The sequence below is a fragment of the Leifsonia sp. GW821-FHT13C05 genome (assembly GCF_058806515.1).
The window spans coordinates 925,956-940,432 of sequence record NZ_JBXAPT010000001.1; the positions used below are offsets into that span (position 1 = coordinate 925,956).

Annotated in this window: 13 protein-coding genes; 2 read left to right on the forward strand and 11 right to left on the reverse strand. The window is 70.7% G+C overall.

The genetic code is table 11. From position 1 onward, the window contains the following. Window positions 1-35 precede the first annotated feature (35 nt). The 5 genes from AC1ROC_RS04465 to AC1ROC_RS04485 are packed head-to-tail and all read right to left on the reverse strand — an operon-like array spanning window position 36 to window position 5,159. The gene (locus AC1ROC_RS04465) at window positions 36-986 is read right to left on the reverse strand and encodes an NAD(P)/FAD-dependent oxidoreductase (RefSeq protein WP_085370288.1); all 951 of its coding nucleotides are present in this window, start codon (window positions 984-986) and stop codon (window positions 36-38) included. 7 nt (window positions 987-993) lie between these two features. Then, on the reverse strand, window positions 994-2,511 hold the full coding sequence (gltX, locus tag AC1ROC_RS04470) for a glutamate--tRNA ligase (RefSeq protein ID WP_492998344.1): 1,518 nt from the start codon (window positions 2,509-2,511) through the stop codon (window positions 994-996). Between the two features lie 12 nt (window positions 2,512-2,523). After that, window positions 2,524-3,291: a fumarylacetoacetate hydrolase family protein gene (locus AC1ROC_RS04475; protein WP_492998346.1), complete on the reverse strand. Its 768-nt coding sequence runs from the start codon at window positions 3,289-3,291 to the stop codon at window positions 2,524-2,526. A gap of 24 nt (window positions 3,292-3,315) precedes the next feature. Beyond that, entirely contained in the window at window positions 3,316-4,212 is an 897-nt protein-coding gene (locus tag AC1ROC_RS04480) for a ketopantoate reductase family protein (RefSeq protein WP_492998348.1), read from the reverse strand. Beyond that, complete coding sequence (locus tag AC1ROC_RS04485; RefSeq protein WP_492998350.1) at window positions 4,209-5,159, reverse strand: LysR family transcriptional regulator; 951 nt, start codon at window positions 5,157-5,159, stop codon at window positions 4,209-4,211. The genes AC1ROC_RS04480 and AC1ROC_RS04485 overlap by 4 nt, the downstream gene beginning before the upstream one ends. 74 nt (window positions 5,160-5,233) lie before the next feature. On the opposite strand from AC1ROC_RS04485, the gene AC1ROC_RS04490 reads away from it, so the two are divergent. Then, window positions 5,234-6,340: an aminotransferase class V-fold PLP-dependent enzyme gene (locus AC1ROC_RS04490; RefSeq protein WP_492998352.1), complete on the forward strand. Its 1,107-nt coding sequence runs from the start codon at window positions 5,234-5,236 to the stop codon at window positions 6,338-6,340. On the opposite strand, the gene AC1ROC_RS04495 is transcribed toward AC1ROC_RS04490, so the two are convergent. The 3 genes from AC1ROC_RS04495 to AC1ROC_RS04505 form a co-directional block, all read right to left on the reverse strand. Continuing rightward, on the reverse strand, window positions 6,337-7,467 hold the full coding sequence (locus tag AC1ROC_RS04495) for a branched-chain amino acid aminotransferase (RefSeq protein WP_085370279.1): 1,131 nt from the start codon (window positions 7,465-7,467) through the stop codon (window positions 6,337-6,339). The two genes, AC1ROC_RS04490 and AC1ROC_RS04495, sit on opposite strands and share 4 nt — an antisense overlap. 38 nt (window positions 7,468-7,505) lie before the next feature. Beyond that, window positions 7,506-8,570, reverse strand: coding sequence for a 3-isopropylmalate dehydrogenase (locus AC1ROC_RS04500; protein ID WP_085370277.1), 1,065 nt, complete (start codon window positions 8,568-8,570; stop codon window positions 7,506-7,508). Window positions 8,571-8,689: 119 nt separating this feature from the next. Continuing rightward, window positions 8,690-10,222: an MFS transporter gene (locus AC1ROC_RS04505; RefSeq protein WP_492998355.1), complete on the reverse strand. Its 1,533-nt coding sequence runs from the start codon at window positions 10,220-10,222 to the stop codon at window positions 8,690-8,692. A 59-nt stretch (window positions 10,223-10,281) separates the two neighbouring features. Here AC1ROC_RS04505 and AC1ROC_RS04510 point away from each other — a divergent pair, with 59 nt between their 5' ends. After that, entirely contained in the window at window positions 10,282-10,824 is a 543-nt protein-coding gene (locus AC1ROC_RS04510) for a TetR/AcrR family transcriptional regulator (RefSeq protein WP_143465954.1), read from the forward strand. Here the strand turns inward: AC1ROC_RS04510 and AC1ROC_RS04515 are convergent. From AC1ROC_RS04515 to serA, 3 genes are all read right to left on the reverse strand, one after another. Further along, window positions 10,821-12,074, reverse strand: coding sequence for an RNA polymerase sigma factor (locus tag AC1ROC_RS04515; protein ID WP_179150833.1), 1,254 nt, complete (start codon window positions 12,072-12,074; stop codon window positions 10,821-10,823). The genes AC1ROC_RS04510 and AC1ROC_RS04515 overlap by 4 nt on opposite strands. A 34-nt stretch (window positions 12,075-12,108) precedes the next feature. Beyond that, window positions 12,109-12,474: a YciI family protein gene (locus AC1ROC_RS04520; RefSeq protein ID WP_085370273.1), complete on the reverse strand. Its 366-nt coding sequence runs from the start codon at window positions 12,472-12,474 to the stop codon at window positions 12,109-12,111. Between the two features lie 233 nt (window positions 12,475-12,707). Beyond that, window positions 12,708-14,300: a phosphoglycerate dehydrogenase gene (gene serA, locus AC1ROC_RS04525; RefSeq protein ID WP_085370271.1), complete on the reverse strand. Its 1,593-nt coding sequence runs from the start codon at window positions 14,298-14,300 to the stop codon at window positions 12,708-12,710. Between the last annotated feature and the right edge of the window lie 177 nt (window positions 14,301-14,477).

Genomic DNA, 14,477 nt, shown 5'->3' on the forward strand with positions numbered 1-14,477 from the left:
CACGAGAGTCAACTTTATCCTACGCCGACCCTCAATTACAAAACGGCGATCCCGGGCGCGCCGTCGATCGCGAGTCCGATGAGGTCGCGGTTGATCGCCGAGGCCGCGACCGCTCCGGAGCCCGCGGCCACGATGAGCTGCTGGGGGCCGGGAGGCGTCGTCTCGCCGACCGCGTACACCCCGGGCACCGAGGTGCGGCCGTGGGCGTCCGTGAGCAGGTAGCCGTCGCTGTCCGCGTCCAGGTCGAGACCGGCCGCGTACGCGAGCGACGGCGTCCAGACCGGGCGCACGAAGCCGCCCGCGCGGTCGATGACCGTGCCGTCCGCCAGGCGCACGCCCGTCATCGTCCCTCGCTCCCCCACCACGTCGTCGATCGCGCGGCGCTCGACGCGCACGCCGAGCCGGGAGAGCACCCGCTCGTCGTCGTCGCCGACCGTGCCGACGCCGTTGGTGAAGACGATCAGGTCGTCGGTCCACTGGGTGAGCAGCATCGCGCGCTCCGCGAGGTCGTCCGTCTCGCCGATCAGGGCGAGCGGCGCATCCGCCTTCTCGTAGCCGTCGCACTCCACGCAACTGTGCAGCTGGGTGCCGTAGTACGCCCGGATGCTCGGCACGGCGGGCAGCGTCTCCTGCAGTCCCGTCGCGATCACCACCGTCTGCGCGAGCACGTCGATGTCCGCTGCTCCCCTGACGCCTTTCGCGCGCACCCGGAAGCCGTCGCCCTCCACCTCGATGCTCTGGGCGAGGGCGAACGTCACCTCCCCGCCGTCGTACGCCTCGACCTCTTCGCGGCCGAGGCGGCGCAGTTCGAGCGGGGCGATGCCGTCGCGGGTCAGGTAGCCGCGGGCGACGAGGGTGGCCGCGTGCCTGGGCCGGTTGCTGTCGACGACGAGCACGTCGCGGCGCGCCCGCACCAGGTTGAGCGCGGTGGACAGCCCGGCGGGGCCGCCGCCGACGACGACGACCTCGTGTGACTCCCGTGGCACGGCGCGCCTATCCGAGCGCGGCGGACAGCTTGTCGAGGCGCGCGATGCTCTCGGCCTTGCCGAGGATCTCCATCGACTCGAACAGCGGCGGCGAGATGCGGCGGCCGGACACGGCGACGCGGAGCGGGCCGAACGCGACACGCGGCTTCAGCCCGAGTGCCTCGATCAGCGCCTCCCGGAGGGCGGACTCGATGTTCGTGTGGTTCCACTCGTCGAGCGGCACCAGTTCGAGCGCGCCGATGGAGGCGGCGAGCACCTCTCCGGCGTTGGCGGGCAGCGAGGCGCGCGCGTCGTCCTGGATCTCGAGCGACGCAGCGTCGGTGAACAGGAAGCCGAGCATCGCCGGGGTCTCGCCAAGCAGCTGCACGCGCTCCTGCACCAGCGGGGCCGCCTCGGCCAGGATGGCGCGCTGGGCGTCGGTCAGCGGCTCCGTGAGGATGCCGTCGGCCACCAGGTACGGGATGGTCCGCTCCGCGAAGTCCCCGACCTCCAGCAACCGGATGTGGTCGCCATTGATCGACTCCGCCTTCTTCTGGTCGAAGCGTGCGGGGTTGGGGTTGACGTTCACCACGTCGAACGCCGCGACCATCTCGTCGATCGAGAACACGTCGCGGTCGTGGGTGAGCGACCAGCCGAGCAGCGCCAGGTAGTTGACCAGCCCCTCCGGGATGAACCCGCGGTCGCGGTGGTGGAACAGGTTGGACTCCGGGTCGCGCTTGGAGAGCTTCTTGTTTCCCTCGCCCATCACATACGGCAGGTGGCCGAAGCGCGGCACGAACGTGGTGATGCCCGCGTCGATCAGCGCGTGGTAGAGCGCGATCTGGCGCGGCGTCGACGAGAGCAGGTCTTCGCCGCGGAGCACGTGGGTGACGCCCATCAGCGCGTCGTCCACCGGGTTCACGAACGGGTAGAGCGGGTGCCCGTTGGGACGCACGACGACGAAGTCGCTGAACGATCCGGCCGGGAAGGTGATCTCGCCGCGCACCAGGTCGTCGAAGCTGAGGTCGTCGTCCGGCACGCGCAGGCGCAGAGCCGGCTGGCGGCCCTCGGCGCGGTACGCGGCCTTCTGCTCGTCGCTGAGGTCGCGCTCGAAGTTGTCGTAGCCGAGCTTGGGGTCGCGGCCGAGCGAGACGTTGCGCGCCTCGATCTCCTCGCCGCTGGCGAAGCTCTCGTAGATGTGGCCGGACGCCTTCAGCTTCTCGATCACGTCGCGGTAGATGTCGTAGCGCTCCGACTGGCGGTACGGGCCGTCGGGGCCCCCGACGTTCACGCCCTCGTCCCAGTCGAGCTTCAGCCAGGTGAGCGCCTCGATGATCTGGCCGTAGCTCTCCTCGCTGTCGCGGGCCGCATCCGTGTCTTCGATGCGGAAGATGAGCTTGCCGCCGGTGTGCCGCGCGTACGCCCAGTTGAACAGGGCGGTGCGGATCAGGCCGACGTGCGGCGTGCCGGTCGGCGACGGGCAGAACCGGACGCGGACGTCGGAGCCGGTTGCGGTGGAGAACGGGTGCGAAGTGGAGTCAGACATACTCCCTCAATCCTACTTGGCGGCCCGCACCGGATTCACGAGCGAGCCGACGCCTTCGATCTCCACCTCGACCGTGTCTCCCGCGACGATCGGGCCGATGCCGGCCGGCGTCCCGGTGAGGATCACATCCCCGGGCAGCAGCGTGAAGACGCTCGACGCGTACTCGACGATCGACGGGATGTCGTGCACCATGTCCGCGATCGTGGCGTCCTGCTTGAGCGCGCCGTTCACCCGCGTGCGCAGGTAGGCGTCCGGCTTCAGCTCGGTCTCGATCACCGGGCCGAGCGGGCAGAACGTGTCGAAGCCCTTGGCGCGCGTCCACTGGCCGTCGGTCTTCTGCAGGTCGCGGGCGGTGACGTCGTTGGCGACCGTGTATCCGAAGATGTACTCGTGCGCGTCCTTCGCGGAGACGTTGCGGGCGATCTTCCCGATCACCACGGCGAGCTCTCCCTCGAAGTCGACCTGCTTCGACTGGGGAGGCAGCACGATGGCGTCGCCCAGCCCGATGACGGCGGTGTTCGGCTTGAGGAACAGCAGCGGCTCCTCCGGCGCGTCGCCGCCCATCTCCGCGGCGTGGTCGCGGTAGTTCTTGCCGACGGCGACGACCTTCGAGCGCGGGATGACCGGCGCGAGCAGCGCGCCGACCTTGCTGAGCGGCACCCGCTCCCCCGTGGTGTCGAATCCGGCGAACATCGGGTCGCCGGCGAGGACGACGAGGGCGTCCTCGTCGACGATGCCGTAGTCGATGGATCCCTCATGGCTGAAGCGCGCGATTTTCACGCTCCCGAGCCTACTGCCCCGCCGTCAGGCCACGCTCAGCGCACTCACGATCCGCTCGACCGCCGGGGTCGGGATCCCGTTGGCCGCCCCGATCCTCAGCAGGGCGCCGCCGAGCGCGTCCAGTTCGTTCGGCGCACCGGCTGCGAGGTCCTCCTGCAGCGAGGTGCGCATCCCGCCCGGCACCCCGGACAGCGTCTCGACGAGCTGCAGCGTCGTCGCGGGGACCCCGGACGCGTTCGAGCACGCCACCACCTCGGAGAGCAGCGCCTCCGTCAGCTCGGGGTCCTCACTGAGGGCAGCGGCCACCGGCTGCCGCCAGTACGAGGTGAGCAGCGCGATCGACGCGAGCATCCGGAACTTGCCCCAGAGCACCTCGCCCTCCGTTCCGCGCACACGCACGGAGGGGCCGGCGCCGGTCAGCGCCGCGACCGACGCGAACCCGGCGGCATCCTCCGGCACCTCGATCCGCACCCAGGGACTCCGCAGGTCGACCACCGACGGGGATGCGCGGAGCGCGGACACCGCGATGCTCGCGCCGGCCACGGGCACGCCGGGCAGCGCATCCCGCAGCTGCCCCATGTGCTCGACGCCGTTGAGCAGCGACAGCACCTCGCCGGGCCGCGCCGCGCCGATACCGGGCAGCACGTCGTCGAGCCCGTACGTCTTGGTCGCGACGATGACGCTCGCACCCTCCGGCACGTCGACGCTGGCGGGCACCCGCTCGACACCCGTGCCGAACTTCTCCGCGGCCGCCCCTCCCGTGTCGCGCAGCTCGATGCCGTTCGCCTCGATGGCGGAGACGGTCGCCGGCCGCCCGACGGCGACCACGTCTTCTCCTGCGCGGTGCAGCAGCCAGGCGACGAGTCCGCCGACCGCCCCCGGTCCGACGACGGCGATCACGGGACGCTGCTCGGTGCTCATGACACCGATGCTAGCGACCAGGCGGCCCCGTCGAGCTCGAGCAGTGCGGACGCCGTGCTCGCGATGGCGGGCACCTGGTCGGCGCCGACGGCCCCGACCAGGTTCACCGTGCGGTGGTCGTGGTTGACCGTGGGCCGGATGACCACCCCGTCGTTGTGCCCGGCGGAACCGATGGCGAGCGACGGGATCAGGGCGACGCCCACTCCCTCTGCGACCATGCTCACCACCGCAACGAAGTTGTCCGTCTCGTAGGCGATCCGCGGCACGAAGTCGCGCGCGTCCGTCAGTTCGAGCAGGTGGCCACGGCAGCGCGGGCAGCCGGCGATCCACGACTCCGTCGCCAGCTCGGCCAGGTCGACCGCCTTCGCGTCCGCGAGCCGGTGCCCTGCGGGAAGCACGAGCAGCATCTCGTCGCGCCAGACCGGGATGACCGCGAGTCCGCGCGCGCTCTCCCGGTGCGGGTCGACCCTGTCCCCCGGATAGCTGAACGTGATCGCGAGATCTGCTGTCTGCGCGCGCACGGCAGCGACGGCCTCGGGCGGCTCCGCCTCCGTGTACGTGATCCTCACCCCGGGATGCGCCGCCCCCATCGTGCGCAGCAGTCGCGGCACGATGGTCGACGACGCGGACGGGAACGCCGCGAGCCGCACCCGCCCCGACCGGAGACCTTGCAGGTCGGCGAGTTCCCCGGCCGCTGCATCCAGTGCCGTCGTGACGGTCGTGGCGTGACGAGCGAGCACCCTGCCGGCCTCGGTCAGCCGCACACCGCGTCCCGCCCGGGCGACCACGGGCATCCCGAGCCGGGCCTCGAGCCGTTTGAGGTGCTGGCTGATGGCGGGCTGACTGTAGCCGAGCGCGTCGGCGGCGCGGGTGATCGAGCCGTGGTCGGCGATGGCGCGCACGACGCGCAGGCTGTGGGAGTCGAGATCGTCGAGGGACACACGCACACATAACCACAGGTGATGGATACGATTCAACACCTGCTCTTCTCGAATAGGTCCGGGATCGGCACGCTGGAGGCATGCCAGCACCCGTCATCGTCCCGCAGCCCCTCGCCGATGCGCGAGCCGCCTTCGTCGGCGGGGCCGGCTACCTGGCCGCCTGCACCCAGGGCCTTCCCCTGCGGGCGACGCTCAGCGCATCCCGGGCCGAACTGGACGCCTGGGAGCGCGGAGAGGCCACCCCGGCCGCGTACGGCGCCGCCGTCGAGGAGGCGCGGGCAGCGTTCGGCAGCATCGTCGGCGTCCCGGCCGACCGGGTGGCGATCGGCTCGCAGGTCTCCGCCATCGCCGCGACCGTCGCCGCATCCCTCCCGGACGGCGCGGAGGTGGTCTGCGTCGACGGCGACTTCAGCTCGATGGTCTTCCCGTTCCTCGCGCAGCAGCACAGAGGCGTCACCGTCGTGCACGCGCCGCTCGACCGCGTCGCCGACGCCATCGGCCCGCGCACCAGCCTGGTCGCCTTCTCGCTCGTGCAGTCAGCGACGGGGGCTGTCGCGGACTCCGACGCGATCATCGCCGCGGCGGCCAGGCACGGCGCTCTCACCTTCGCCGACCTCACCCAGGCCACCGGCTGGCTCCCGGTCGACGCCTCCCGGTTCGACCTCACCGCCTGCCACGCATACAAGTGGCTGTGCGCCCCGCGCGGCTCGGCCTTCCTCACCGTGGGCGACCGGATGCTCGACGAGCTGCGACCCGTGCAGGCCGGCTGGTTCGCCGGCGACGACCCGTGGGCGTCCTGCTACGGCCCGGACATGCACCTGGCCCGGGATGCGCGCCGCTTCGACGTCTCCCCCGCCTGGCCGGTCTGGCCGGGCACCGCCGCCGCCCTCGCATTCTTCGCCGGGCTCGATCAGAACGCGGTCCACGCATACACGAGCGGCCTCGGCGACGCCCTCTGCGACCGCCTCGGCCTTCCGGCCCTCGGTCAGGCGATCGTCACCTGGCCGGATGCGGACGGCTCCGACCTCGCGGCTCTGACCGCATCCGGGATCCGGGCGTCCGGACGCGCCGGGCGTGCCCGGGTGGCCTTCCACCTCTGGAACACGCCCGACGACGTCGCACGGGTCGGCGACGCGCTTCCCGCGAAGGATCGCGGAAGCGCGGGGCCGGGGCCGTCAGGCTCCTAGCCGTCGAGACGCATCATCCAGTTGTGGCGGTCGCGCACGCGGCCGTACTGGATGTCGGTGAGCTCCTCGCGCAGCGACATCGTGAGTTCCCCGGGAGGGGCGGTGATGTCGCCGACGGTGAAGGTGTCCGACTTGAGCTCGCCGATCGGGGTGATCACGGCGGCGGTGCCGCAGGCGAACACCTCGACGATGTCGCCGGACTCCACGCCGACGCGCCACTCGTCGATCGTCACCTTGCGCTGCTCGACCTTGTGACCGCGGTCGCGGGCCAGCTGCAGCACGGACTCAAGGGTGATGCCCTCCAGGATGCTGTCGGACTCGGGGGTCACCAGGGTGCCGTCCTTGTAGACGAGCACCACGTTCATCCCGCCGAGCTCTTCCAGGTACTTGCCCTCCACCGAGTCGAGGAACAGCACCTGCGCGCAGCCGTGCTCGGCCGCTTCGGCCTGGGGAAGCAGGCTGGAGGCGTAGTTGCCTCCGGTCTTCGCCGCTCCCGTTCCACCCTTGCCCGCGCGGGACCAGTGGTCGGAGAGCCAGATCGACACCGGGTTCACTCCGCCGGAGAAGTACGCGCCGGCCGGGCTCGCGATCAGGTAGTAGGCGACCTTGTTCGCCGGGCGGACGCCGAGGAACGCCTCCTTGGCGAACATGAAGGGACGCAGGTAGAGGCTCGTCTCCGGCTGGCTCGGCACCCAGTCGCCGTCCACGGCGATGAGCTGCTTGAGCGAGTCGATGAAGTATTCGACCGGGAGCTCCGGCAGCGCGAGGCGGTATGCCGAGCGCTGCATCCTGGCGGCGTTCGCCTCCGGGCGGAAGGTCCAGACCGAGCCGTCCTCGTGGCGGTAGGCCTTCAGACCCTCGAAGATCTCCTGCGCGTAGTGCAGGACGGCGGCGGACGGCTCCAGCTGGATCGGGCCGTACGGCGAGACGCGCGGCCGGTGCCAGCCACCCTTGACCGACCAGCACAGATCCACCATGTGGTCGGTGAAGTAGTTGCCGAAGCCTGGGTTCGCGAGGATCTCCTCACGCTCGGCTGCGCTGCGCGCCTCCTCGTTCCTGGTGACGGCGAAAGCGAGACCGCTGGGGGTCGGTGCTCCCGTGAGGGTGATGCTGGTCGGAGATGTCATGAGAATCCTTTGCGCTGCGCTCGTTCGAAGCGGATGAACTAATTCTGCGCCACGGCGGTGGCGATCGCGTCGCCGATTTCGGCGGTGGCGCGGGATGCTGTGCCGCGGCTGGCGAGGTCGGCGGTCACCGCCTGCTCCACCCGCTCCGCGAGCTCCACCCGTCCGAGGTGTCGGAGCAGGAGTGCGACGGAGAGGATCGCAGCGGTGGGGTCGGCCTTCTGCTGGCCTGCGATGTCGGGGGCCGATCCGTGAACCGGCTCGAACATGCTGGGGAATTCGCCTGCAGGGTTGATGTTGCCCGAGGCCGCCAGTCCGATGCCGCCGCTGATTGCGGCCGCGAGATCGGTGAGGATGTCGCCGAAGAGGTTGTCTGTGACGATCACGTCAAATCTAGCAGGATTCGTGACCAGGAAGATCGTGGCGGCGTCGACGTGCAGATAGTCGACCGCCACCTCCGGATGCTCGGCGGCGACAGCGTCCACGATCCGCTTCCAGAGCGAGCCGGCGAAGGTGAGCACGTTGGTCTTGTGCACGAGCGTGAGCTTCTTGCTGCGCTGCTCCGCCTGGTCGAAGGCGTAGCGGACGACGCGCTCGACGCCGTACGCCGTGTTCACGGAGACCTCGTTGGCGATCTCGTGCGGCGTTCCCTGGCGGATGGCGCCGCCGTTGCCGACGTACGGTCCCTCGGTGCCCTCGCGCACGACGACGAAGTCGACGTCGCCCGGGTCGGCGAGCGGGCTGGCGATGCCGGGGAACAGCGTGGTCGGGCGCAGGTTGACGTAGTGGTCGAGCGTGAAGCGCAGCTTCAGCAGCAGCCCGCGCTCGATGTTGGCCCCGGCGAGGCGAGGGTCGCCCGGCACGCCGCCGACGGCGCCGAGCAGGATGGCGTCGTGCTGCTTGATCGCATCCAGATCGGTGTCGGTGAGCACGTCGCCGGTCTCGAGGTAGCGCTGAGCGCCCAGCGAGAACGGGGTCTTCGAGAAGGTGAGTCCGCTGCCCTCCGTGACGGCGTCGAGCACCTTGACCGCCTCGGCGACGACCTCCGGTCCGATCCCGTCTCCCGGGATGACGGCGAGCTTGACGACGGACGGGGACTCGGACATGGCACTCCTGCTGTTCGTTGCGGGCGGACCATCCCAGACTACCGGCGAGCGACCGGGTGGATGCGCGCCCGCCGGATCGCGCCCCAGCGGCCGGATCCGCGTCAGCGGCCGGATCCGCGTCAGCGCCCGATATTCCGCAGCGAGGACACCGCGAGGGCCGCCGCGGCCACCATGAGCCCGACGCCGATGCCCGCGGTCAGGGCGACACCGGAGTCGAACGCGGCGCGCGCGGACGCCAGCAGCTGCTCGCCCAGGTCGCCGGGCAGCTGACCGGCCACGGTCGTCGCACCGCCGAGGGTCTCCCCCGCCGCGTGCGCCTGCGCACTGGTGAGGCCATCCGGCAGCACGACCGCCGAACGGTACGACGCGGTGAGGATCGTGCCGAGCGTCGCCGTTCCGAGCACGGCGCCCAGTTCGTACGCCGTCTCGGACACCGCGGAGGCCGCACCGGCCTTCTCGGCGGGAGCGCTCGTCAGGATCAGCTCGTTCGAGACCGTCTCGGCCGCGCCGATCCCGAGCCCGAGCAGGACGAACGACAGGATGAGCACCCCGGCCTGCGCATCCCCTCCCGACAGAGCCACCACGAGGTAGCCGACCGCCGAGATCAGCAGGGCGACAGGCACCACGATCGCCGCCCGTACGCGCCGCGCGATCGGCACCACGACCAGCCCGGCCACGATCATCGTGGCGAGACCGGGGATGAGCACGAGGCCTGCGTCGATCGGGCTGAGGCCGAGCACCAGCTGCAGGTGCTGCGACACGAAGAACAGGTAGCCGACGAGCGACACCACGCTCAGCAGGTTGATCAGCACGGCGCCGCTGAACGACGCCCGCCGGAACAGCCGCATGTCGAGCATCGGGATGGGCCTGCGCAGTTGCCTGCGCACGAACAGCCAGCCGGACACGGCCCCGATCACGATGGCGAGCACCCCAGCGACGGAGAGGCCGTCGGAGGCGAGCGACTTGATCCCGTACACGATGGGCGCCATCGTCAGCAGCGACAGCAGGATGCTCGGGACGTCGATCGGCCCGGGATTCGGGTCGCGCGACTCGCGCACCAGCAGCGGAGTGAGCACGAGCAACGGGATGAGCACGGGAACCGCGAGCAGGAACACCGATCCCCACCAGAAGTGCTCGATGAGCACGCCGCCGACGATCGGGCCGAGGGCCGAGCCAGCCGCGAACCCGGATGCCCAGACGGCGATGGCGAGCCTGCGCTGCTCGCGGTCGGTGAAGATGCTGCGCAGCAGCGACAGCGTGGACGGCATCAGCATCGCGCCGAAGAACCCGAGGCTGGCACGCGCGGCGATGAGCCATTCGGTCGTCGGAGCGAAGGCGGCGCCGACGGACACGACCGCGAACCCGGTCGCGCCGATCAGCAGCAGCTTGCGGCGGCCGATCCGGTCGCCGAGGCTGCCCATCGAGACGAGGAGTCCCGCGAGCACGAGCGGGTACGCGTCGATGATCCAGAGCATCCCCGTGCCGCTCGGTTCGAGCGCCTGGGAGATGGCGGGCAGCGCGAAGCTGAGCACCGTGTTGTCGACGGAGACCAGCAGCACGGGAAGCATCAGAACGGCGAGCGCCACCCATTGACGCGCACCGGCGCGGGGCGCGACGGCGGGCGTGGGCGTGGTGATGCTCGGCGTGGACATGTATTTACTGTACCGTCTGGACGGTACAGTAATCAAGCCGGAGCGGCTACCATGTGCACATGGCAGAAACCCCCTCCGCCCGCGACCGCATCCTCGACGCGTTCGAGGAACTGCTCGCCGAGCAGAGCGAACGCGCCGCGACCCTCGACGCCGTCGCCGCCCGCGCCGGCGTCTCCAAGGGCGGCCTGCTCTACCACTTCGCTTCGAAGGACGCGATGGTCGACGGCGTCCTCGCCCGGCTGAGCGCGCACGTCGACGCCGACCTCGACCGGATGCGCTCCGCCCCGGAAGGCCCCGTCGCCTACTTCATCCGCACCTCGGTGCCCACCGACAACGACCTCGAGCGCTCCATCGTCGCGGTCGCCCGCCTCGCCCAGAGTGCGGACAGCAGGGCACGGGATGCGCTGTCCGCGATGCAGCGCTCCTGGCTGTCGATCCTCGAATCGTCGGTCGGCGACCCGCTCGTGGCCCGCATCATCATGCTGATCGGCGACGGGATGTACTACAACACCGCTCTCCTGCCGGACACGAACGCCGTCCTGCGCAGCGAGACGGACATGGACAGGGTGATCGAGCTGGTGAAGCGGCTGGCCGACTCCTAGGAGCCGAGCCCGCTCCCGCCGCCGAGCCCGTCGAGCCGGGCCTGCAGGAACCGCCGCACCCGCGCATCCTGGGCGGCCTCGATCGCCGCGGCGTACGCGTCCGCCGCCCGCGCGTCCCCCGCCAGCCGCAGCAGGTCGGCGCGCACCGCGAGCGCCTGCGCGGCGACCACCCCGTCGAACAGTTCGGGATGCGCATCCAGGTCGGCCAGCGCCGCCTCCGGCCCCGCGTCCGCGCTGTAGCCGCGCGCCACGACGCGCCCGAGCTGCGCGGCAGCGGACGGCCACCCCAGCACGAGCCCGTCGTAGAGCCGGGCGATCGCCGGCCAGTCCGTGGCCTCCCAGGTCGGCGCGATGCCGTGCAGCCCGGCGATGGCCGCCTGCAGCGCGAACCGGCCGGGCAGCCCAGCCGCCCCGCTGAGCGCGACGGTGGCGAGGCGCTCCCCCTCCGCCAGCATCCCCGCGTTCCAGCGCGACCGGTCGGCGTCGGCGAGCGTGACGAACTCGTCGGCGTCGGAGATCCTGGTCGTCTGCCGCGCCTCGGTGAGCAGCAGCAGGGCGAGCAGCGCAGCCGCCTCCTCGTCGTGCGGGCGGAGACGGTACGCGTCCCTGGCCAGTTCGATCGCGTCGGTGCGGAGCCGCCCGTCCGCGCGGGCGTGGCCGACGGTGTAGAGCAGGTAGACGGTGGTGAGCGCATCCGGCAGCCTGGCCGTCAGAGCCGCGTCGTCGCCGGCGGTGAACCGCAGCCGGGAGTCGTGGATGCGCTTCTTGGCCCGCGTGAGCCGCGCGGCCATCGTCGGCTCCTGCACCAGGAACACCTCGGCGACCTGCGCCGTCGGCACGTCGCAGACGAAGCGCAGCGCGAGCGCCACCCGCGTCTCCTCTGCGACGTGCGGGTGGCAGACGAGCAGGATCAGCTCCAGTCGCTCGTCGCCGGTGAACACCTCGTCAGCCTGCATGTCGATCTCCGCCTGCCGGTCGGCCGCGCGCGCAGCCTCGGCGGCGAGCATCGGCGCCGCGCGAACGGCGGTGCCCTCGCGCCGCCGCATGTCGACGGCGATGCGCTTGGCCACCGTCGTGATCCAGGCGGCGGCGTTCGCGGGCTCCCGTCCGGCCGCTTCTTCGGCGACGGCGCGGGCGAACGCCTCCTGCACGGCGTCCTCCGCGACCTGGAGGTCGCCGGTCGAGCGGGCGACAGCGCCCAGGATGCGCGGCGCATCCGTGCGGAAGGCACGCTCGGTGGCGGTGGTCACAGCCCATTCAAGCAAGCGGTGACCACCGGCACAATCAGTTGACCGAGCTCAGGACGAGCACGGGGAACAGCTCGTTCCAGCCCTCCGTCGGCACGAGCGCAGCCAGCTCACGGGCCTGCTCCGGGGTGGCGGCGGTGAAGTTGTAGAACCCGGTGACGACCTCTTTGGTCTCGCCGAACGGCCCGTCGGTGAAGAGCGGGCTGTCGCCGTCCCTCGGGGTGATCCTGGTGGCGGCGCTGATCGGCTGCAGGGCGGCGCTCGCGACGATCTTCTCGCCGGCGGCGACCACCGCATCCTGGAACGCCCGGTGGCCGGCCATGCCTGCCGCCCACTGCTCCTCGGTCATCGCGGCCGGGTCCCAGTTGGGTTCCTTGATCAGCAGAACGTATTCGTCGGACATGATGTCTCCTTACGTCTCGCGCTCGCGCGCATCGGTGTGAACACCACTACGACGTCAGTCAACCGCGAAAATCGACAGCCCGCCCCACTTTCTTCTGCGCCTGCCTCCTCGGGCGCATCCGTTCTCGCGGAGATCCGGCCGGCAGAACGACGAAACTCCGCCCGAACGGAGTCCTCGGCGGCGTGGCGGCCGGAGACTCCGCTCGGACGGAGCGGGAACGAGTGCGGGTCCGGTCAGGACTCGGTGATGTCGATCTCCTGCATCAGGTCGGCGTCGATGGCGATGCGCACCTTCTCGAGCAGCCCATCCGGGATGCGCGAGTCGACCGTGAGCACGCTGAGCGCCTTGCCGCCCGCGGAGGTCCTGGCGATCTGCATGCCGGCGATGTTGATCTCCGCCTCGCCGAACTCCTGGCCGTAGACGGCGACGATGCCGGGACGGTCGTCGTAGACCATGACGATGAGGTGCTCCGCGATCGGAACCTCCACGTCGTAGCCGTTGATCTCCACGACCTTCTCGATCTGCTTCGTGCCGGTGAGCGTGCCGGACACCGACACCTGCGAGCCGTCGCTGAGCGCGCCGCGCAGGGTGATCAGGTTCCGGTACTCCTCGCTGACCGAGTCGGTGATGAGGCGCACCTCGATGCCGCGCTGCTCGGCGAGCAGCGGCGCGTTCACGTACGAGACGGTCTCGCTGACGACGTTGGTGAAGATGCCCTTCAGCGCGGCGAGCTTGAGCACGCTCACGTCGTAGTCGACCAGTTCGCCGCGCACCTCCACGTCCACGCTGGTGAGCGGGCTGTGGGCGAGACCGGAGAACACCTGGCCGAGCTTCTCGACCAGCGGGATGCCGGGGCGCACGTACGGGTCGATGACGCCGCCGGCGACGTTGACCGCATCCGGGACCAGTTCGCCGGACAGCGCCAGCCGCACCGACTTGGCGACGGACACGCCGGCCTTCTCCTGCGCCTCGTCGGTGGATGCTCCGAGGTGCGGGGTGACGACGACGTTCTCGAGCGCGAGCAGCGGAGACTCCGTGGGCGGCTCGCTGACGAAAACGTCGAGCCCCGCGCCGGCGATGGAGTTGGTGGACAGGGCGCGGTAGAGCGCGTCCTCGTCGATCAGGCCGCCGCGGGCGACGTTGACGATGAACGCCGTCGGCTTCATCAGCGCGAGCTGGTCGTCGCTGATCATGCCGGTGGTCTCCGGCGTCTTCGGCATGTGGATGGTGATGAAGTCGGCCTCGGCGAGCAGTTCGTCGAGCGTGACCAGCTGAACGCCCAGCTGCTGCGCGCGGGCCGAGGTGACGTACGGGTCGAACGCGATCACGCGGGTGCCGAACGCCTGCAGGCGCGCGGTGATGAGCGCGCCGATGCGGCCGAGGCCGATGATGCCGACGGTCTTCTCGTAGACCTCTGTGCCGGTGTACTTCGACCGCTTCCACTGCCCCTGCGCCAGCGCGTTGTGCGCGGCGGGGATGTGCCGGGCGAGGCTCAGGATGTGGCCGACGGTGAGCTCGGCGGCGGAGATGATGTTGGAGGTCGGCGCGTTCACGACCATGACACCGGCGTTGGTCGCCGCCTTGATGTCGACGTTGTCGAGCCCGACACCTGCACGCGCGATGACGCGCAGCTTGGGAGCGCCGCCGATGACCTCTGCGTCGACCTTGGTCGCGGACCGCACCAGGATGGCGTCGGCGTCGGCCACCGCGGAGAGCAGTGCAGCCCGGTCGGTCCCGTCCACACTGCGGATGTCGAAGTCCGGCCCGAGGGCGTCGACGGTGGCGGGCGAAAGTTCTTCGGCGATCAGCACGACCGGCTTTGTCACGTGGCAGTTCCTTAGTTTCGGAGCAGACTTGGGAGAAAGCGCCACTGGCCATTGGGGCGCGGATCGCAACAACTCTACCGGCTGGGCGGGGGTGCCTTTCGCCGCGTTACGTCTGGCTGCGCGGCCCGTCAACACCTCCGCGTCCAGCGCCCCACGGCACGCACGACTCGTGCAGGA